The organism is Magnetococcales bacterium (genome assembly GCA_015231175.1).
Lineage (GTDB): Bacteria > Pseudomonadota > Magnetococcia > Magnetococcales > DC0425bin3 > HA3dbin3.
On record JADGBZ010000063.1, the window covers coordinates 1 to 21,408 of the forward strand.

At 56.0% G+C, this 21,408-nt stretch carries 16 protein-coding genes and 1 pseudogene; 12 read left to right on the plus strand and 5 right to left on the minus strand.

Translation table 11 applies throughout. The features are described from left to right. Positions 1-255 precede the first annotated feature (255 nt). From HQL63_12160 to HQL63_12190, 7 genes are all read left to right on the plus strand, one after another. Positions 256-1,086, plus strand: a complete 831-nt coding sequence (locus HQL63_12160) for a glycosyltransferase (protein MBF0177583.1) — start codon at positions 256-258, stop codon at positions 1,084-1,086. Between the two features lie 25 nt (positions 1,087-1,111). Then, positions 1,112-2,332, plus strand: coding sequence for a class I SAM-dependent methyltransferase (locus tag HQL63_12165; protein MBF0177584.1), 1,221 nt, complete (start codon positions 1,112-1,114; stop codon positions 2,330-2,332). Positions 2,333-2,381: 49 nt separating this feature from the next. Further along, complete coding sequence (locus HQL63_12170) at positions 2,382-2,774, plus strand: cupin domain-containing protein (protein MBF0177585.1); 393 nt, start codon at positions 2,382-2,384, stop codon at positions 2,772-2,774. Positions 2,775-2,797: 23 nt separating this feature from the next. After that, the gene (locus HQL63_12175) at positions 2,798-3,925 is read left to right on the plus strand and encodes a DegT/DnrJ/EryC1/StrS family aminotransferase (GenBank protein ID MBF0177586.1); all 1,128 of its coding nucleotides are present in this window, start codon (positions 2,798-2,800) and stop codon (positions 3,923-3,925) included. A gap of 194 nt (positions 3,926-4,119) precedes the next feature. Then, positions 4,120-5,538: a glycosyltransferase family 39 protein gene (locus HQL63_12180; GenBank protein MBF0177587.1), complete on the plus strand. Its 1,419-nt coding sequence runs from the start codon at positions 4,120-4,122 to the stop codon at positions 5,536-5,538. An 89-nt stretch (positions 5,539-5,627) separates the two neighbouring features. Further along, entirely contained in the window at positions 5,628-6,716 is a 1,089-nt protein-coding gene (locus tag HQL63_12185; GenBank protein ID MBF0177588.1) for a hypothetical protein, read from the plus strand. Between the two features lie 369 nt (positions 6,717-7,085). After that, complete coding sequence (locus HQL63_12190) at positions 7,086-7,859, plus strand: glycosyltransferase (protein ID MBF0177589.1); 774 nt, start codon at positions 7,086-7,088, stop codon at positions 7,857-7,859. Between the two features lie 242 nt (positions 7,860-8,101). Here the strand turns inward: HQL63_12190 and HQL63_12195 are convergent, their stop codons facing one another. From HQL63_12195 to glgB, 5 genes are all read right to left on the minus strand, one after another. Then, on the minus strand, positions 8,102-8,968 hold the full coding sequence (locus HQL63_12195) for an EamA family transporter (GenBank protein ID MBF0177590.1): 867 nt from the start codon (positions 8,966-8,968) through the stop codon (positions 8,102-8,104). 5 nt (positions 8,969-8,973) lie between these two features. Beyond that, positions 8,974-9,765, minus strand: a complete 792-nt coding sequence (locus tag HQL63_12200) for an ABC transporter permease (protein MBF0177591.1) — start codon at positions 9,763-9,765, stop codon at positions 8,974-8,976. Beyond that, the gene (locus HQL63_12205) at positions 9,762-11,105 is read right to left on the minus strand and encodes an ATP-binding cassette domain-containing protein (GenBank protein ID MBF0177592.1); all 1,344 of its coding nucleotides are present in this window, start codon (positions 11,103-11,105) and stop codon (positions 9,762-9,764) included. Before HQL63_12205 ends, HQL63_12200 begins: the two co-directional genes overlap by 4 nt. Next, complete coding sequence (gene glgX / locus HQL63_12210) at positions 11,050-15,468, minus strand: glycogen debranching protein GlgX (protein ID MBF0177593.1); 4,419 nt, start codon at positions 15,466-15,468, stop codon at positions 11,050-11,052. The genes HQL63_12205 and glgX overlap by 56 nt, the downstream gene beginning before the upstream one ends. 79 nt (positions 15,469-15,547) lie before the next feature. After that, positions 15,548-17,752 carry a 1,4-alpha-glucan branching protein GlgB gene (gene glgB, locus HQL63_12215; GenBank protein ID MBF0177594.1) on the minus strand — a complete coding sequence of 735 codons (2,205 nt, stop codon included), beginning with the start codon at positions 17,750-17,752 and terminating at the stop codon, positions 15,548-15,550. A 374-nt stretch (positions 17,753-18,126) separates the two neighbouring features. Here glgB and glgC point away from each other — a divergent pair, with 374 nt between their 5' ends. From glgC to HQL63_12240, 5 genes and pseudogenes are all read left to right on the plus strand, one after another. After that, positions 18,127-19,434 (plus strand): glucose-1-phosphate adenylyltransferase, encoded by a 1,308-nt coding sequence (glgC, locus tag HQL63_12220; protein MBF0177595.1) that lies wholly within the window; start codon positions 18,127-18,129, stop codon positions 19,432-19,434. 80 nt (positions 19,435-19,514) lie between these two features. After that, positions 19,515-20,268 (plus strand): annotated as a pseudogene (locus HQL63_12225) (DUF4351 domain-containing protein). A gap of 25 nt (positions 20,269-20,293) precedes the next feature. After that, positions 20,294-20,848: a hypothetical protein gene (locus HQL63_12230; GenBank protein MBF0177596.1), complete on the plus strand. Its 555-nt coding sequence runs from the start codon at positions 20,294-20,296 to the stop codon at positions 20,846-20,848. 9 nt (positions 20,849-20,857) lie between these two features. After that, positions 20,858-20,998 carry a hypothetical protein gene (locus HQL63_12235; GenBank protein ID MBF0177597.1) on the plus strand — a complete coding sequence of 47 codons (141 nt, stop codon included), beginning with the start codon at positions 20,858-20,860 and terminating at the stop codon, positions 20,996-20,998. A 147-nt stretch (positions 20,999-21,145) separates the two neighbouring features. Then, positions 21,146-21,397 (plus strand): hypothetical protein, encoded by a 252-nt coding sequence (locus HQL63_12240; protein ID MBF0177598.1) that lies wholly within the window; start codon positions 21,146-21,148, stop codon positions 21,395-21,397. Positions 21,398-21,408 lie beyond the last annotated feature (11 nt).

The following is a 21,408-nucleotide window of genomic DNA, read 5'->3' on the forward strand; positions in this document are numbered from 1 at the left end:
GGGAATCATCCTTGACCTCCCAGTGAAGGTGAATTGCTGCCGAACATGCTACCTTCATTCACCGCTTCAGGCCACGCCCCCGGAATCCATATTGAGCCGCCAATTTTTCCCCCTTTTTCCGGGGAAATGTGAACGGGAGGCCGGTTCTGCGTTGCAATCGGGAGGGGTCTCATGTAGCTTCACCCGGCGCTGACAAAGTGGCTGTGGGGCATGCAGACAGTTGCCTTTCCACTGAATCTACAAGGAGGTTTCATCGTGCTGGCTGCAACCCGGGGCTCGGGTGCGCGAAACATGGTTGAGGTCACCATCATCCTGCCGACCTTCAACGAGGTTCTCAACGTCCGGCCCTTGATCGAGGAGCTGGAGGTTGCGGTTGCTGGTTGGAGTTTCGAGATCTTGGTGGTGGATGACGACTCCCCTGATGGCACCTCCCGCGAAGTGGAGAAACTTACCGAGAAATTTGCCAATCTTCGCCTGATCGTGCGTCGCTCCGACCACGGGTTGGTCCCCTCCCTCAGGGATGGCATACGCGCAGCCCGGGGGAATATCGTGGTATGGATGGATGCGGATCAATCCATGCGCCCGGCGGAAGTGCCCCAGCTGCTTGATGCCATCCGCCATGGCCACGACCTGGCTTTCGGTTCCCGGTATGTGCTTGGTGGCAGCATGAAAGGGGGCGGTGAGCAGGTGGGCTGGAGAGGAGTTGTACAGACCCTGAGAAACATTCAAAGGTCGCAGGATTCATTCTGGTCGGTATTTGTTTCGCTCGTTGGCAACATGGTGGTCCGATTTGCCCTGGACAGACGTTTTTATGATTATACGAGTGGATTTTATGCGGTGCGCAAGGAAGTTTTTAATACAATACATTTAGAGGGGCGTTATCTTGACTATTGCATATCTCTTTTATACAAGACGTCGGTTCATGGTTTTCGCATAGCGGAGTTGCCTTCCATCGTCCTGGTTCGTCAACTTGGCGAGTCAAAGACATCGTCGGGCTTGTTTGATTTGTTTCCATTGATTTTTCAGTGTTTCAAGATGGTGCGCAGTCTGAGGCGTTACGGAAGGGCTGTATCGTATGACAAATAAAGACAGGTTGGTTCGGCATGACAGGATACGTTGCAGACTGTGTGGTTACAACAATCTGACCATGTTCCTCGATCTGGGTTACACGGCCCTGGCGGATCGGTTTATGACGTTGGATCAGTTGCGTGAACCTGAGGTGACCTATCCACTGCGGGTTTTGCGTTGCAACGAATGCAACTTTGTGCAGCTTGACCATATTGTAGATCCGAAAATTCTTTATCAGGAAGAGTATCCCTATGAGTCATCCACGACTCGTACAGGCCGTTCGCACTTCGATGCGTTTGCAGACTCTGTTATCAAGGAGTTTGGCATAGCTCCTGGTGGGTTGGTCATCGATATTGGCAGCAATGTTGGTGTTTTGCTGACGGCATTCAAAAAGCGTGGCATGCAGGTTTTGGGGATTGATCCGGCGGGCAACATTGCCCAGATTGCGGAGAAAAATGGCATTCCGACCCTGGTGGATTTTTTCAACATGCCGTTGGCCCAGCATATTGTGGCCGGGCATGGTCGAGCCAAGATTGCCACGGCGAGCAATGTTTTTGCGCACATCGATGATCTGACGGCCCTCATGCGGGCCATCAAGCTGCTGTTGGATGACGATGGCATCTTTATCGTGGAGGCCCCCTACCTGGATCATCTCATCCAGGCCCTGGAGTACGATACCATCTATCATGAGCATCTCTCTTATCTCTCCGTAACGCCGCTTGTCCGTTTTTTTCAGCGTATGGATATGGAGCTTTTTGATGTCCAGCAAGTGGATATTCATGGGGGCTCCATACGGTTTTTTGTCGGACATCCTGGACGTCATGTTCCTACTCGGGCCGTGCATGATACGTTGGCCAGGGAGAGGGATTCCGGACTCCACACTTTGGCCAGGCTGAACGATTTTGCCGGTCGGGTCAAAGACCACCGCGACAAGCTGCGTCATTTGATTCATGCACTGCGCCGGCAGGGCAAGAGAATCGCGGGCGTCAGCGCCCCTGCCAAAGGGATGACCCTGCTCAATTATTGCAAGATCGGCAGTGAGAGTCTGGAATTTTTGACCGAGAAAACCCCCCTGAAAATCGGTCGTTTTGCCCCCGGCAATCACCTTCCGGTTCTGCCTGACGAGGCGCTTGTCAGTGAAGGTATTGATTATGCCTTGCTCCTTGCCTGGAACTTCAAGGCGGAGATCATGGAAAACCTGATGACATTCCGGGAGAATGGTGGTAAGTTCATCGTTCCCATTCCTGAACCCCTGATTGTCTAGAGGTCGCCGCGAGGGCTCTGAGATCGGGGATTTTGCGCGAGAGTCATCCATGCAACTGACTGAAACAAAGCCCCAGTTTGTCGATGCACGCGGGGAGATCAAGGATATCCTGTTCAAGGAGCCCATCGATGCTGTGACGGTTATCGTCTCCAAGAAGGGGGTGGTGCGCGGGCATCACTACCACAAGGAGACCACGCAGTGGATCTATCTGCACTCGGGAAGGCTGAACTCCCTGACCCAAAACCCCGGAGAGGGGGTTGTGGCTCGGGTTTTGCGGCCCGGCGACCTGATTTGCAGCCCGCCGCATGAGCGCCACGCCATCGAAGCCTTGGAAGATTCGGTCTTTTATGTCTTCACCCGTGGACCACGGGGGGGGGAGAGTTACGAGACGGATACGTTTCGTCTGGATACGCCGCTGGTGGCTCCGGTAGCGGCGCGCTAGAGATTGTTGCGAGGATACCCTGCGTGTCTACCGGATTTATTCCTGTCAACACCCCCCTTTTGGATGGCAGCGAGCGCCGCTACCTCAACGAGTGCATCGACTCGGGCTGGATATCGTCGGAGGGGCCTTTCGTCCGGCGCTTCGAGGAGGCCTTTGCGGCGGTCTCCGGCAGGCGCCACGGTGTTGCCGTATCCAACGGCAGCGATGCCCTTGAGCTGTCCGTCGTCGCCTTGGGCATCGGTCCTGGTGACGAAGTCATCATGCCTGCATTCACCATCATCTCCTGTGCCCAGGCTGTGGTCCGGGCCGGGGCGACGCCGGTGCTTGTGGAGAGTGACCCTGTCACCTGGAACATGCGTGTGGACCAGATCGCGGCCAAGATCACGCCGCGCACACGCGCCATCATGCCCGTACATATTTTTGGCCTGCCAGTCGATATGGACCCCATCTTGGCGCTTGCTGAAAAACACGGGCTTTTCATCATCGAAGACAATGCGGAGTGTATCGGCCAGCACTACAAGGGGCGCCCTTGTGGCAGTTTTGGCCAGATCAGCGCCTTCAGCTTCTATGCCAACAAACATGTCTCGACCGGCGAAGGGGGCATGGTGCTGGTGGATGATCCGGCCTTGGCCGACCGGTGCCGGAATCTGAGAAATCTCAGTTTTGAGGAACCGCGTTTTGTCCATCATCGCCTGGGTTGGAACATGCGTATCACCAATCTTCAGGCTGCTGTAGGTTTGGCCCAGGTGGAGCGTCTCGACCACTTCATCCAGAAGAAACGCCAGATGGGGAGTCGTTACACCGAGGGACTGCGTGACCTATCCGGGGTGCGCCTCCCCCTGGAGCAGACCGATTATGCCCGGAATGTCTATTGGGTATATGGCATTGTTTTGGAGAAGGAGATGCCGTTCGATGCCCGGGAGGCCATCGCCCGGTTGCACCAGCGGGGCATCGGCGCCCGGCCCTTTTTCTGGCCCATGCATGAACAACCTGTCTTCCAGGCCATGGGTCTTTTCCAGGGCGAGTCGTATCCCGTGGCGGAGGAGCTGGCACGACGGGGCTTTTATCCGCCCAGTGGTTTAGGGTTGACGCCCGTTGAGCAGGAGCGGGTGATAGATGAGTTGCGGGATGTGTTGGTCGCGCATTCGTGACTGGCATCCAGACAGGCATGCTGTTGGTAAAGGACGGGCAGGTCAATTATTGATGCGATGTTGGCCTTTGCTTGTACCTTGGACTTATCCATAAGCAAGATGTGTTTGACTGTACGTTTTTGGTTTGCGGGCGGAGATGGTGTGCTATGGAACAGGGGGATTCACCCACGTCTGCGAGGGTGTCCATCCGGGGGATGGAGTTGGTATCCATCATCGTTCTGCTGGTTTTCTGTGTCTTGTACCAGATTCTGGTATACAACAAGGTTGTTATTTATTATCCCGAGCTTGGTTTTACGCCTGATCCTGGCAACATGGTTAAATCGTTGAACCTTTACAAGTACGGCGTGATAGGGTTGGGAGACGATCCATCCCATATCGTTCCGGATACGATGCGTCCGCCTCTGTTTCCCGTTGTGGCTGCCGCTGTGTTTTGGGTGTTTGGCCCAAAGATGCAATGGATTCTGATTATCAATAATATTTTTTTCTTTGCGTCTGTGTTTTTGACTTTTCTTCTTGGCAGGCGCATACATCCTTGGGGTGGAATATTCGCCGCCCTTTTTATTGTTGCGGATCCCATTTATCTGCAATGCATCAATGCAGTCGAAACAGATGCCCTTTTTCACTTATTGATAACATGGCTGCTCTTGCATGTGGTTTGGATGTTGCAAAGCGGTATAACATCCGCTCGGGTCATTGTGACCGCCATCCTGATTGCTCTGGAAGAGTTGACTCGTCCCATAGGCATGTACGTGTGGGTGGCCGTTTGCGCCATCATCCTGATTCATCTTTGGGGGCGGGTAAAGTGGACGAGAGTGGGAAAGTGGATCGCCATCGTTCTGGTCATTCACTTTGCCACGATCGGACTGTGGACGGCACGAAATGTTATGGTAGGTGGTTTACCACTTTTTGCCGGCGTGGGCATCTATAATTTTTGGAACGATCATTTTCCCCGTGTTGAAGCTGCCAGGCTGTCCATTCCTTTGTATGAGGCTGAAAAAAAAATCCATGCCCGATTTGGGCCAGGACTGGAAAAATTGCATGATCGGAAAGAAAAAGAAAGCTATATGCTGGATGCATGTCTGACAATGCTGAAAGAGACGTTTCCGTGGTCTTTTTATATTATAGCCAGGGGCAGCATGGAGATGTTTCTTGGGTATCCTATTGATTTCAACGCTGTATTTTATAATAAAGAAAGCGTCAAATATATTGTAACGTATTTATTGCAGGAATCGTACTATGCAGCTTCGTGGAATGATCGAATGAAACTGTTGAAGTATTTGTCAGACGGTGGTTTTTTTATGGTTATTTTGTTTGGCGTTATCTCAAAGATTTTTAATGCCATATTGTTGATTTTTGGTGTGGCAGGTGCGATAAGAATGATTTTTTGGGATGATCGTGTCAAACGCGATGTGGGTCTTTTCTTGATCATGTTTGTCGGTATCATGACTTTGATTGCGTCAACAGGCGCCATTGCCAGATTTCGCATCCCCATCATGCCAGCCATCAATGTGTTGGCAATTTATGGGATTTTGTCATGGTGGGAGCGAAAGAGATCAGCAGGAGTGGCTGCGCCCCCTATTCAGGTTGAATTCCGTGCGGGTTCGTCACCATGACCGGGAGACGTCCAAGGGGGTTGATTTTTTTGTCTCCTCGTGGTGTGTTGCCTGCAAGATCTGAGAAATGGCGCCAGGATAAGTCATAAATGGCCCATGAATTTATCAATCTTATCGTTATAATAGCTGGCATTGCTGTAGTTCTTTTTTTTGCAAAGGCTAAAAATTTGGAGTATGGCCTGTTTTTTGTCCATTTGGCTCTCGTTTTTATAGCCAATGGATGGTTGATGCATCCGGGATATATGGTCGATCAAATCCGGTATCTGTTTGTAACTCAAAATATAATCAATCATGTGAAACTTGCCGATTACAATCTGGATGATTCAACCATATGGTTTACTTCTCACTTTTTTGCTTATTTTCCTTTGCCTTATATCGAATCCTGCTTCTCGCTCGGAATGATTAATGTTTTTGTTTTTTCCTTGATCTATTTTTTCTTAAAAATAAATAAAATTTTGCTCCACAAAAGTCTGTGGTTCTTTTTGCTGTATCCCAGCATGATGTTCTACACTTCTCTGGCTTTGCGGGAAACGTTGATTTTATTGTTTATGTTTTTAGGGGCCTTTTTTGTCATTCAAAAGCGTCCTGTGACAGCCGTTTTATTTTCCCTGCCGCTCTATCTGATTAAGTTTCAAAACTTGCTCATTTTTTTAGTCGCCCTGGCTTTACAAACTTTACTATCAAGGGGTGTCCATTTATATAAAAAAATAGCTATTCTGGCATTTTCATGTTTGATGGTGTATCGTCACAAAGATTGGTTGACGATAGGTGGTATTAATCATATCATAAGGGAAATGAATATTGCTGCAACAGATCATCCATTGCAGGTTGCATCCCATGGGGCTGTCTTGCAGACATCCCTCACCAACTTTTTCAGCTTTCTCTTGGAGCCTTTTTTGTGGAATGCGGCAAATTCTTTTCAGTTCGCGCAATCCATTGAAAACATGATAGTTTTTAGTCTTATTGTCGCGGTCGTTGCAAAATTGTTCAAGAGAATACCGACAGAGCAGAGCCTCATTTTCTTGACAGTATACTTCACGATTGCAGTCTTGGTTCATGCCCCTTTTGTAACAAATTATGGCACAATCGCTCGCTATCGGTTTCCCTTTATCGCTATTTTCTTGACCTATATGTACCATTTTGAGGATAAAAATGGTGAGCATGAAGCAACGTCGTAATCATTCAGGGGCATGATCATCGTTTTGACCATCCGTGCGGGGCGCGGCTGTTGTTTTGTCGGCTGATCGTGGGTATCAAGTTTGAGGTTATCGTTCGGAGACCCACGGACCGTACCATTCGGCACCCTTCCCAAAACAGCCTGGAACAGCCAGGGTATGAAGGCGTTTGTCGGGCATTCGTCCCGAATCCCACCAACGCGCCGCCCTGGAACCGCCCGAGAGCCGGTCCCTTGACCCCGGTTTGTTGCCGGGTGTTGAATGCTCGCCGGTTTCGGGGCTTCGCTTCAAACTTTGCCGGAAGGAAGGGCACTGCCCTTCCTCCTGGACCTTCATCCCAGTTTTTCAATCGTTTCCCGCAGGGAGAGTGGCGTGTTTTTTCGGAAAACCAACAAATCGATCTTGAAACATGTTGCGCCCCAGGCTCCGGCACGTTTCTCCTTCATTGTGACGGGTTGGGGCGAGAAACCATCCTTGCTGCGCAAGGCGTTGAATTCGGTGGCCGATCAACTCGGGACCGAAGGAGAGTTGATCGTTGTCATCAATCAGTACGAGGATGATCCCGGCCACACCGAAAAACTGGTGACGGTGGTGGAGAACACGGTAGGAGTGACCCGCTGGTGCCGCATTTCACAAAACTCCGGCGTGGCGCGGGCCTGGAATGTGGGGTATCAGTTGTCGGAGGGGGATCTTTTTTTCATCATGAATGGCGATTGCGTGCTCAAAAAGGGGGCCGTGACTGCGTTGCTCAAGGGTTTTGCCTCTCCCAAGGTGGGCATTGTCGGGGTGGGTGGTATTCGCGATGGGCGCAAAGTGGACACCCCTGGACCTTGTCAGGGCGTGCATGGTTTTCTTTTCGGGGTGCGCAGGAAAACCCACCAGAAGATCGGCGAGTTCGATATCGTTTTCTCTCCCCTGGCGGATGAAGTCGAGTATTGTGTCCGCGCCAGCAAGGCGGGATGGGAGATCTACATTGCCGATGGCGTGGGATTCAACCACACCTGTACCATCTCCGAACAGACGGATCGGGATATCCGTCATTTTGGCCGCCTTCTGGATCGGGCGATCCTGGATCGGGCCAATCTGGCTTATAAAATTTCGCTTCCCTGGATGGAGGGGAGGGCCAGTCTCAAAATACAGGAGTAACCGTGCACCACCCGGCCCCGCATCGGGGTCCAGGGGGCTGGCCCCCTGGCAGGGCCTGAGACGGTGTCCTGGTGGGGTTCGGGGCGAAGCCCTGACAAAGGCGTCACGATTCACCATCCGGTCACGTATCGGGGTCCAGGGGGCTGGCTCCCTGGCAGGGCCTGAGACAGTGTCCTGGTGGGGTTCGGGGCGAAGCCCTGACAAAGGCTTTCATATCCAGGTTTTGCTTGCGTCCTTGTTGTTCAGGCCAGCGTGATCAGGATTACGCCGGCAAGCATGATGGCCGCTCCCGTCAACCGTTCCGTCATTCCAGGTTCCCGGAGGATGAGGCCACCCCACAAGACGCCGAGCACAATATTGGTCCGTTTGACGGCGATGACATAGGGAACCAGGGTGACTGCCGTGGCGGTCATCTGGCAAATGAGTGAAAAAGAGTTCAGCGTGCCGAGAAGGGCCAGGATTTTATAGTTGCGCGGAATATCTCTCAGACGGGGCAGGGCAAAGAAGAGGGCTGCGGGGGCAGTGAAGAGGGCCATCAGGGTGTAAACAGCAATGGAGTAGAAGAGAGGCGATGCCCGGGTAAGGGCCATTTTGTCCAGATTGGCGCCGATACTCCACAGGATGGCCACCATGAGCATGAGACGGGGGCCCGGTGTGTGAAGCATGGCCCGGAATGGGGCCCATGCACCCGCGGCGCGTGACCGCAAATTGAGGACATAGGAACCCACGACGATCAGCACGATGCCGGCCATACCCGTTCTGGAGGAGGTTTCACCGATCATCAGGGGGGAGGTGAGCAGCAAAAGCAGGGGTGAGAAGGCCAGCATCGGGATGGTCAGGGAGAGGTCGGAACGGCGCAGGGCGTGAATGTAGAGAAACATGGCCACGGTATTGAGGAGAGCGCCACCGATCACCGTTGGCCAGAAGCCGTCCCGCAGGGGAGGAATGGCGCCGGGAATGAGCAGAAGAGGCAGCAGAGTGGGCAGGGAAAACAAGTACATGCCCCAGACGGTCAGCCAGGGATCGATGCGCTGATGGGTTTGTTTGCCCAGGATATCCTTGGCGGCCTCCGCCACGGCGGTCAGAATGGCCAGGAAAAACCAGGACATGGGTGTCAAACGAGAATGCGGCGGCGGATCAGGAGCACCGCCAGCGCGTAGGAGAGTGTTGTGATCAAAAGGAGAATCGCCAGGTGAGTCAGGGCATGCTCCGGAATTTGATCGAGGGTGAGGGGACGGATGAGGGCGATCACATGGGTCAGAGGGAGGAGATCGACCCAGGGTTGAAAGCTGGCGGGCAGAGTGGAAATAGGAAAAAAGATGCCGCAAAACAGAAACATGGGTGTTGTGACCAAGGTGACGTAGTAGAGAAAGAAGTCATAACTGGGTGAGAGGGCGGTGGTCACCATGCCCATGGCGGCGAAAAGCATGCCGGAGCCAAAAGCCAGAGGAAGGATCAAAAGAGCGGCATGGATGGGGATGCCGGTCAAGATCATGCCGACCAGCAGGATGGAGAGGCTGGCGATAAAGGCTTTGGAGGCGGCCCAGAGGATTTCACCAGTCACGATGTCGGCCACGCTCAAGGGGGTGGTCAGCATGGCCTCGAAGGTGTTTTGCCTGGTCATGCGGGTGAAAGCGCCGTAGAGGGCCTCAAAGGTAGCGGTATTCATGCTGCTGGTGGCGATCAGTCCGGCGGTGACATAGAGCAGGTAGGAGGCCCCGTCGATCTCACCGATGAAGCGTCCCAAACCGAAGCCCATGGCCACGAGGGTCAGCAGAGGCTCTCCCAGGTTGCCTACGAGGGAAGCGATCGCTGTTTTGCGCCAAACCAGAAAGTGCCGTCGCCAAACTTGCAGACAACCCCGGCTGGGCAGCAACGTGGTCCATGGCTGGGAAGGTGTCTTCATTCGCGAAGATCGTGGCCGGTCAGTTTCAGGAATAGATCCTCCAGGTTGGCCGGTCGGGCCAAAAAGGTGAGGTCCGGGAGGGTGCGCAAGGTTGCCAGCAGCTCGGTCGTGTCGTGAGCGTAGCAATAAAGAAGGTCACCGACAATCTCCTGGCGTCCAGAATGGTTTTGGAGGCGAGTCGGGTCGAGGCGTCCGCCGCAGCTGCGGATTTCCACCACCTCGGGTTCCACATGTCGGGCAATCAACTCCCGGGGGGAACCCAGATCGAGAATGTGTCCCCGGTTCATCACCAGGAGGCGATCACACAGGTGGGCCGCCTCCTCCATGTAATGGGTGGTCAACAAGAGGGTGACCCCCTTCTCCTTCAGGGTGCGCAGGCGCTGCCAAATGAGATGACGGGCCTGGGGATCCAATCCCGTTGTGGGTTCATCCAGAATGACCAGTTTGGGTTCTGCCACCAGGCTGCGGGCCAGGACAAGACGCCGTTTCATGCCGCCGGAAAGGGTGCGCACCGGCTGATGACGGCGATCAGTCAGCAGAGCGAACGCCAGAAGTTCTTCAAGGCGGGACCGGATCACCTTGTCGCCCAGGCCAAAGTAATGGCCATAAACGAGAATATTTTCCTGGACGGAGAGATCGTCGTCCAGATTATTCTCCTGGGAGATCACCCCCAAATGTTGAGAGACGCTCCGTTGGTCCGGGTGCATGGGGAGGCCCAATATTTCCAGCACCCCCCCATCCAGGGGGGTCAGGCCGATCAGCATGCGCAGGGTGGTGGTCTTGCCGGCGCCGTTGGGGCCCAGAATGCCGAAACACTCCCCGGAGCGGACCTGGAAAGAGATGTGGTCCACCACGGGTATGCCACCGTAATTTTTGCATAAATTTTGGACTGTGATAATATGTTCCACGGTTCCTGGTGTCCGTTGCCGGGGAAAAATGTTGGCAATCTGTAACTGAAAAGCTTGGATATGAAAGCCTTTGTCAGGGCTTCGCCCCGAACCCCACCAGGACGCAGTCCAAGGCCCTGCCAGGGAGCCAGCTCCCTGGTCCAGGGCAGTCGCATTTGCAATAGCGTGCCGCCGATTCCTGTTTTTGCAAACTTGCGATACGTCCGCCTTCTGGCGCAAAAAGACGCGCCAAAAGGCGGACAAAAGCCCGCCTTTTGGGCCTTTTTTGCCAACGGCGCAAAAATGGCTTGGGAGAAGGGGGGCGCACAACAACAAAACGGGGCGCTGCCCCGGACCCCGCAAGGGCGCTGCCCTTGACCCGTATGATGGGGGTGTTTTACGCAGGCCTCTCCTTGGCCAACATGCTGACCATGGCGATAAAACGCGGATCATCGGTCAAAAGTTCCAACTCCACGGGCAGCTTGCGTTGCCAGTTGGGGTGCTCCGTGACCGTGCCGGGCATGTTGACCTGCTGACGCTGGCCCATGACATCCTCCAACTGCACCATGAGGAGTTTACCGGGTGTCCGGGCCATGAATTTATAAACGGCCCGGGTAAGCTCGGGTGACCAGGGGGGCAGGCTGCCATCGGGAGGCGGGGCGGGGAACTCCAACTTGTGTTTGGCCATAGCCTGGAGAAGTCGTTGGCGATCCACCGTCCGCTCGGCCCGGACCCGGTCGGCCAGGGCCTGGGTGGGGAATATCTCGAGACGCTGCTTTTCGTCCAGATCGATTCCTTCCCAGAATCCGGCGAAAGTGGGGAGGTCGTGGGTGGTGACCGCCACCAGGGAGAGATCGTTGTACCCTGCGGGATCCAGGAAATCACCCTGACCGTCGCGTTCAAAGTAGAAGAGCCGGTAGGCCAGGATGCCAGCTTCGCCCAGGCGCTCCCGGAAGCCATCCGGGACGGTCCCCAGGGCTTCGCCGATGACCAGGCACTGGTTGCGTTGGCTCTCCAGGTTGACAATGCCCAGAAGATCCTCGAAAGGATAACGGACATAGCCCCCTTCGGACGCGGTTCCGCCTTCCGGAACCCAAAACAGCCGGGTCAGGCTCATGACATGATCGAGCCGCACGGCGCCTGCCTTTTGCATGGTCGCCCGCAGGGTGGTGGCAAAGGTTTGGTAGCCCTCGATACGGGCCATGCGGGGGTTGTAGGGGGGAAGTCCCCAATCTTGCCCCTTGGGGTTGAATTCGTCAGGCGGCGCACCGATGCGGGCGGAGCCGAGAAATTTATCCTGGTTGGCCCAAAATTCGGCGCCATTGACCTCGACACCCAGGGCGATGTCGGCATACAACCCGACTGCCATGCCGCGCACCCTGGCTTGGCTGTTGACCGCACCCAGTTGATCATGGGCGATCCAGTAGAGATATTGGTAATACTCCACCGACTCCATGTTTTTGGCCGCAAACTGATTGACCTCCGGTGAATCGGGCCGCCGGTAGGGAATGGGCCATTGGGTCCAGGTGTGAACGCCATGCTCCCCTTTGGAAAAATGGTCGTCCAGGACGTTGAACAAGGCCAGATGGCGCAAGGCATCTCCCTGCTCGGCCTGAAAGCGGCGGAATGTCTTGCCGCGTTCGCTTACGGTATCCAGGCCCTTTTCCAGACAATGTTTCCGGAAGACGGCATACAACTCCCCGAGCACCTCCCATTTGATTTTGGCTACACCGACGTAATCCACCACCTCGGTTTTCCGCAACCGGGCGAGTTCTGCCTGCATGGAGGCATTTTCAAGCTTTTTACGGAGATCCGGGGCGTGTTGCAGTTCCGGGACGGCCTCAGGGTCGATGTAGATGGGATTGAGGAAGGAGCGGCTGTTGGGGGAGTAGGGACTGTAACGCTCGGGGTGGTTGGGAAAGAGGGCGTGCAGCGGATTGAGGCCGATGACACCGCCCCCTTTGTTGGCGGTGGTCTCCACCAGGTTGCGCAAGTCCGTAAAATCGCCGATTCCCCAGTTGCGCCGGGAGCGCAAGGCAAAGAGTTGCGGACTGAAGCCCCAGGTACGACGACGGGCATCACCATGCAACGATTCGGGCAGGTAACACCGTTGCGGAGCGATGATGACGGCCATTGTGGCCATGGTGTTGACGAGGCCGCCACCCTGCATCTCCAGCCGGTGATAACCCAGGGGGAGGGGCAGGGCAGCGGGCAGGGTCAGGCGGCGTTGTTGCAAAGCGATGCCCTCAAGCGTCTGCTCTGCCACCACAGGGAGATCACGCGGAAACACGCGGCCTGTATGCAAATGACCTGTCTCTTCCACGAGAACCCATTCGACATGTTGTTCAACCCTGTCGGTCCGTACCACCATGGTGACATCAACAGGTTTGCCGACACCATGCACCACCACGACGGGTTGCAGACCCCGGCGCCAGGGCTCTTCGGCCAGTTGTCGGCGGCTGGCCACGATCTGTTCTCGATTGTCGGCTGGCAACCCCATGGCCCGCAGGAAGGAGCGCACCGTTTGGAAAGGTACAGCGCGCCATTCGCCGAATACGGTCCAATACCCGGGTTCCAACCCGGCCTCCTCGGCAAGTTTGTTGAGTTGTTCCAGATCATCGGCCTCTTGCGAGCGAAGGTTTGAAATGGCGGCAGGGGCGACAGATGCGCTGCCTGGGCGCTCGACACGTTCCAGGACGACTAAGGTGCGGGAGTTCAGGAGATAATCGCTGCGGGCCTCATACAGTTGACCGGTGGTGGGTCCGCCACCCACGCTGGTGTCGATCTGAACCAGCCACACCTCGTTGGAACGGGTGTCGGGAAGCGTCCAGGTGACCTCGGCGCCATCGGCATTGACGATGACCAGGAAGGTATCATCGGACTGGGATTCACCGCAGGGGGAGCGGTCGCAATCACCGGCTACACCATTCAGAAGCATGCCCAGGGTTTTGTTGGCGTGGTTGTCCCAGTTGACACGCTCCATCTCCTGGCCGTCGGGGCGCAACCAGACAACATCGCGAATGTCGGTTCCGGGTATGTTGCCGCCGTTCAGATAACGATTGCGCCGAAACACATTGTGTCGTTTGCGCAAGGCGATGACGCGCCGCACAAACGCTTCCAGTTCGCGATCTTCCGGGGTGATGCCGTCCCAGTCGATCCAACTGATCTCGTTATCCTGACAATAGGCGTTGTTGTTGCATTTTTGGGAACGGCCAAACTCGTCGCCGGCCACCATCATGGGCGTTCCCTGGGAGAGAAACAGGGTGGCCATGAAGTTGCGCATCTGGCGCAGGCGCAGCTGGCGGATGGCCGGGTCTTTGCTCGGTCCCTCTTCGCCATGATTCCAACTGAAATTGCTGTTGGTGCCGTCGTTGTTCCCCTCCATGTTTTCCAGGTTGTTTTTCTGGTTGCAGGAGACCAAGTCGCGCAAGGTAAAGCCGTCGTGGGCGGTGATGAAGTTGAGACTGGCCCAGGGACGCCGCCCGTCGTGTCGGAAAGAGTCGCTCGATCCGGTCACGCGGGAGGCGAAATCTCCCACCATGCCGCCGTCACCTTTCCAGAAGCGGCGCACGCCATCCCGGAAGCGGTCATTCCATTCCGACCAGCCCGAAGGAAAGTTGCCGACCTGATATCCATCCTGGCCCAGATCCCAGGACTCGGCGATCAGTTTGACTTTGGCGAGGGTGGGATCCTGGGTGATGGCATGGAAAAAGCCGGAGTTGGTGTCGAAACGGCCATCCTTGCGCCGCGCCAGGGTGGGGGCGAGGTCGAAACGGAATCCATCCACCCGCATCTCCTCGACCCAGTAGCGTAGCGAATCCATGGTCATACGCAACACCTGGGGGTGGGAGAGGTTCAGGGTATTGCCGCAACCGCTGTAGTTTTGGTAATAGCGCCGGTTGGTGGGTTCCAGGCGGTAGTAGGTGGCGTTGTCGATGCCGCGAAAGCTGAGGGTGGGCCCCATCTGATTGCCTTCGGCAGTGTGGTTGTAGACCACGTCCAGGATCACCTCGATCCCGGCATCGTGGAGCACCCGTACCATGGTTTTGAACTCTTCCACCTCCAGGCCCGGCGAGGCAAAGCGCGGGTGGGGGGCAAAGTAGCATATGGGACTGTAACCCCAGTAGTTGGTCAGCTTTTTTTTGACCAGGTGCCATTCATCGAAAAAGGCCTGGACGGGCAGGAGTTCGACGGCGGTCACGCCCAGATTGCGCAGGTGCCGCACTACCGGGGGAATGGTCAATCCGGAGAAGGTGCCCCGCATGCGTTCGGGGACTTCCTTGTGCCGCTTGGTCATGCCACGGACGTGCAGCTCATACACGATCGTGTCCAGCCAGTGGGTGTGAGGGCGGGTGATCTCGCCCCAGGAGAAGGCGGTGTCGATCACCCGGCATTTGGGCACGAAGGCGGCGCTGTCCCGGTCATCGAAGGAGAGATCCTCCTCGGGGGAGCCGTGGCGAAACCCGAACAGGGTTTCGTGCCAGCGGGTGGTGCCTTGGAGGGACTTGGCATAGGGATCCAGCAGCAGTTTGTGGTGGTTGAAGCGGTGTCCACTCTCGGGGGCATAGGGTCCGTAGACACGGTAGCCGTAGAGCTGCCCGGGGCGTGCATCCGGCAGGTAGCAGTGCCAGGCCTGGTCGGTATAATCGGTCAGAAGGATGCGTTCTGTCTCCCGCATCCCGCTGGCATCGAACAGGCAGAGTTCCACCTTTTCGGCGTGGATGGAGAACAGGGAGAAATTGACTCCCTTGCCGTCCCAGGTCGCTCCCAACGGGTATGGTTGACCCGGCCAGACTCGTAACTTCCATTGGCTCACGTTCGTCTCTCCCCCCAAAGGGAACGGCAGAGGTCCGTCCCCAGGAAGTTTGTGGTCACAAATAATTACAAAGCAGGTTTCACGATGTTGTTGCGCTGCGTACCTCGGGGCGCAGGATCAGGGTGGCCAGGGGCGGCAGCCGCAGGGAGACGGACCAGCCCCGGCCATGCCAGGGATCGGGCGTGGCCTGTACCCAGCCATCGTTGCCTACGCCGCTGCCGCAGTAGTCTACGGCATCGGTGTTGACCAGTTCCCGGAACCACCCTTCGACGGGAACCCCGATCCGGTAACGCTCCCGCACCACGGGTGTAAAATTGCACACCGTCACGACGATATCGTCCGGCCTCACCCCCCGGCGCAGGAAGGAGATGACGCTTTGATCGATGTCGTGGCACTCGATCCATTCAAAACCACCCGGCTCGCCATCGCGCAGGTACAAAGGCGGGCTGACCTTGTACAGGCGGTTCAGATCGCACACCATTTTTTGCACCCCTGCGTGGAACGGGTCGGTCAGCAGATGCCAATCCAGGCTGACATCGTGGTTCCACTCTCGTTCCTGGGCGATTTCACCCCCCATGAACAGGTGTTTCTTGCCGGGGTAGCACCACATGAAGGCAAGGTAGCAGCGAAGATTGGCAAATTTTTGCCACCTGTCCCCGGACATTTTGCCCAACAGGGATCCCTTGCCGTGGACCACTTCGTCATGGGACAGCGACAGAACAAAATTTTCGCTGAAAGCATAAATCAAGCCAAAGGTCAGGCACTCGTGGTGGTAACGGCGGTAGAGGGAGTCCTTGGACATGTAGAACAGGGTGTCGTGCATCCACCCCATGTTCCACTTGAACCCGAAGCCCAACCCACCTTGGTAGACCGGATGGGAGACCATAGGATAGGTCGTGGACTCTTCGGCGATGGTGATGGCGCCGTGGCCTTTTTCGTATACCAAAATGTTCAGCCGACGCAAAAAGTCGATGGCCTCCAGATTTTCGTTGCCGCCATGCTTGTTGGGGATCCACTCTCCTGGGCGGCGGCTGTAATCAAGGTAGAGCATGGAAGCCACGGCATCCACCCGCAAGCCATCGACATGGAAGCGGTTGACCCAATAGAGGGCGTTGGCGATCAAAAAATTGGTGACTTCCCGCCGGCCATAGTTGTAGATCAGGGTGTTCCAATCCTGGTGCCACCCCTGGCGCGGGTCCATGTGTTCGTAGAGGCAGGTGCCGTCAAAGTTGCCAAGCCCGTTGGGATCGGTAGGAAAATGGCCTGGAACCCAATCCATAAGAATGCCGATGCCCTCTTGATGGCAGCGGTCGATCAGGTAGCGAAAATCTTCCGGGGTGCCGAAGCGGCTGGTGGGGGCGTATAAGCCAATGGTTTGGTACCCCCAGGAGCCATCGAAGGGGTGCTCGCCGATGGGGAGCAATTCGATGTGGGTGAATCCCATTTTTTTGACATAGGGAATCAGATCGTCGGCAAACTCCCGGTAGGTCAGATAGCGGAAACCCTCCTCGGGTTTGCGCTTCCAGGAGCCCAGATGAACCTCGTAGATCGACATCGGGACGTTGTGGAGGGCTGCCCGCCCGGCCATCCAGGCATCGTCGTGCCAGACGTAGCGGTCTTCGGGGCAGACGATGGATGCGGTGCCCGGTAATTGTTCCATGGCAAAGGCCATGGGGTCGCTTTTCAGGGGGAGCAACTCGCCCTGGCCGCCGACGATTTCATATTTATAGAACTCTCCGGCGACCAGACCGGGGATGAACAACTCCCAGACGCCACATTCGCTGCGGTACCGCATGACATGGCGGCGGCCATCCCACTGGTTGAAGGAGCCGACTACGCTGACTCGCTGCGCCCCGGGAGCCCAGACCGCAAACGTGACCCCGGAGACCCCTTCCAGCACCCGTGGATGCGCCCCCAGCACATCGTACAATGCCAGGTGGGAACCTTCCCCGATCAGATGGACATCCATGTCGCCCAGGACGTGGGGGTAGCGGTAGGGGTCATCCACATCGATGGTCTCCTGAGGGTGTTGGACCCGCAACCGATAGGGAAACCACTCGTCACTCTCCACGGGTCCGGAAAAAAAACCGGCCTCATGGCGCTTGACCAGGGATCCACACACCTTGCGCGTTCGCCAGTCGAACACGGTGACCGTCAGGGCGCCCGGCTGGAAAGTGCTGACCCACCATGTTCCGGTTTGCACCTGGTGCAAGCCAAGGATGGCGAAGGGATCGTTGCAACGACCTGTCACGACGGCTTCGATCTGTGCGTCAGTCTGAATCATTGTTTGGCTTTGTATAATCCTATTTGGAGGATTGACAGGCCGCCTCCATCCACCTTGATTGGGAGGGTACCGGGGAGCGCGTTCGAGATGCCGTGATCGTCTCGACGGACACCTGAACTCGGCAGGATTCATGAATTATCGCCAGATTTCAAGGCTTCTTGTGCACTCTTTGCCTGCCGTTCGGAATAAAAACGGCAGATTGGCCTGCAACTTCTTTCGTTGGCTGTCAAGGCGAAAAAAAGTCTCACGTTGGTCTTACCGACTGTCGTATCCTGTGCTATCATCCGAGCAGCTTGGGGGCCGTGTCGAACGGTCCGCGTCAACGCATGCCTTTCGGAGAATCCGAATACACTTCACGAAAGATGAGGATTTCAATGGGAAAGCGCAAGGAAATCGAAACGACCCTCCCTACAGCCCTGAGGAAAACCCTGGCTTTGATCCTGGCTGGTGGCCGGGGGACCAGGCTCAAGGATCTCACCAACGCCGAAGCCAAGCCCGCTGTCCCTTTTGCCGGCAAGTTCCGTCTGATTGATTTTCCTCTTTCCAATTGCGTCAATTCCGGTTTGCGGCGTGTGGGTGTGATGACCCAGTATCGGGCGCACACCCTGATCCAGCACGTTCAAATGGGCTGGGGTTTTCTGCGTGCCGAGTTCAACGAGTTCATCCAGGTTTGGCCCGCCCAGCAGCAGGCCGACAGCGAATCCTGGTACATGGGAACCGCGGACGCTGTTTACCAGAATCTGGATCTGATCGAGTCCAACGATCCAGACTACATCCTGATATTGGGTGGTGACCACATCTACAAGCAGGATTACAGCAAGATGCTTCTGGATCATCTCCAGAAGGGGGCGGATGTCACTGTCGCCTGTGTCGAGGTTCCTCTGGAACAGGCCAAGGCGTTTGGCGTCATGGGGGTGGACAGCGAAGATTTCATGGTCACCTTCGTCGAAAAACCCGAGAACCCGGCCCCTATTCCCGATATGCCCGGGTATGCTCTGGCCAGCATGGGGATCTACATCTTCTCGGCGCCGGCGTTGATCGCCGAGTTGCGCCTGGATGCCGCAAAACGCGATTCCAACCACGACTTCGGCAAGGATATCATCCCCAGCATGGTCAGCAAGGGGTGCAAGGTGTTGGGTCATCGCTTCAGCTACAGTTGTGTCCGGGAGTTGGAGAAGGAGCCCTACTGGCGGGATGTCGGCACCCTGGATGCCTACTGGGAGGCCAACATGGACCTCACCACGGTGACGCCGGATCTCAACCTCTACGACAGCAGATGGCCCATCTGGACTTATCAGGTGCAGCGCCCAGCCGCCAAATTTGTCTTCGACAGCGAGGAGCGCCGTGGCCAGGCCCTTGACAGTCTGGTCTCTGCCGGTTGCATTATTTCCGGTTCGACGGTTCGCCGCTCCCTGCTCTTCAGCCATGTGCGTGTCAACTCCTACGGCGTTGTCGAGGACTCGATCATTTTGCCGGGAACCGACATTGGTCGTTATTGTCGCCTCAGAAAGGTGATCGTCGCCCAGGATTGCCGGGTGCCCGATGGGCTCGTGGTCGGAGAGGATGCCGATCAGGACACGCGCCGCTTTTATCGGACCGACAGTGGCATCACCCTTATCACCCAGGAGGCCATCGACCGGTTGAAACCCATTGCCGTGCTGCCTCCTTCCCCGGGTGCGTAGGCGCCACAGGAGGCTGTGACAAAAAAAGGCGGTGTGGTCCTGTTGGGGTCACCCGCTTTTTTTGTATCTGTTCCAGCATGATGCAAAAAAAACGGTCACAATTCACCACCCGGCAACGCAATGTCGGGTATACCAAGTTATTTTCGCATCCCCTGATGGTGCAGGATCTGGTGGTGGGTTTATCCAGGAAGGTTGGGTTGCGGGACTGGATTTTTCTTCCCTGGAGAAGGTGAATCCGGTTTACGTGACCGACGACTTTCGCAAGCGGATGGATGATCTTGCGCATGCGTTATCTGCTGGTGGATGAGAACCGTTACCAGGAAGGGGATCTGAAGCCGATACAGAATGTGGTGGCGGCTTTGTTTCGTCTGGAGAAGAGCCGTCGTCTCGCAGATGTGCGGCAGGTGATCCAGGAAATGGATGCGTGGCTGCAAGGTGTGAAACAAAAGGAGCTGCGCCGGACGTTTGCCAACTGGTTGACGCGCATTCTGCTGCCAAGATTGACCAAGAAGGGCGCAACTGCGTTAGAGTCCATACCGGAAATGAACGAATTTGAGGGGTGTACATACCATGCTCGCAGAAACCGCAGAGGGATGGACCAGAGAGTGGATGCAGGAGGGGCTTCAGGAAGGTCTCTTGAAAGGCAGTCAGGATGACCGTCAGGAGGGCCGTCAGGAGGAGGTTGCCACCATGTTGTTGCGGATGCTGCGCCGCAAGTTTGGCCCGGTTCCCGAGTCGATCCTGGCCAAAGTGGCTGCGGCTGATTTTGAACTGATTGAAAAATGGTGGGAGAATTTGGTGTTTGCCAGCTCTGTGGATGATGTTTTTTTGTGACTGAATGCGTCTTGTCCGGGTTCCAATGGATCCCGCACGTGGCATCGTGGCCGGAGAACGCTGGGAGTGCGCCCTGCATCCGGATACCCAAGCGCCCTGCCGCCGTGTTGCCAAATTGGCCGAGATTCCCCGCGAAGCCAAGCCTTTGATCAAGCACCTGATCGAACAGCGCCTCCTGGCCACCGACCTGGACCAGGAGAGCAGTGAGGTCACCATCGAACCGGCCCACGAGGCCTTGTTGCGACAGTGGGGGCTGCTGCAAAGGTGGCTCGAAGAGGATTTTGCCGCTCTCACCACCCTGGAGGGGGCGCAGCGGAGTACACGAGACAGGAAGGCCAACGCAAGAGACCACACCTGGCGCAACCACCGGCGGGACAAAGAACTGGCCGAGGCACGCAAGCTGGTGGAGGCGCAAAAACGGGAAGCCGAAGCACAAAAAAAGATGACGCAACGCACCCGGGTGGGATTGGCGATCGCCACAGGCCTGATGATTGTGGCGGGGGTCGGAGCATGGTTCGGGTTTTCCGGGCAACGGGTGGCTGAGCGCGAATGCGCTGTGGCCGTTACTGCCTGCAGCTAGGCTGAGGATTTGATCAACTACATGCTCTTTGATCTGCGAGACAAGCTGGAACCCATAGGAAAATTGGACCTGCTGGACATGGTGGCACGCAAGGCCCTGGATTATTTCAAGCAGTTCTCTCACGCAAAAGACATCTCCCCCAATCAGTAACGTAACCAATCGGTTGGATTAAATAACCTCTCCTTTGGTCGTCCACTTCCGGAAGAAACCCCTTGCTCTGTAAATACCTTCACCTCAAATCGCGGTTTCAGGTATGCTTTTCCGCAGGAGTGGTTATCTACGCACGGGAGCAACCGCATGTCTGACATCGTGACCTTGGATGATGTCTGGAAAGTGATCCACGAAACTGCCAAACAGATGCAGGAAACGGATCGGAAAATGCAGGAAACGGATCGGAAAATGCAGGAAACGGATCGGAGGATGCAGGAAACAGATCGGAGGATGCAGGAAACAGACCGGAAAATGCAGGAAACCAGCCGGGTCGTGAAAGACCTGGCCAAGCAGGTGGGCAACCTGACAAGCCGGTGGGGGGAGATGTCTTTTGCGTGAGAGAACTGCTT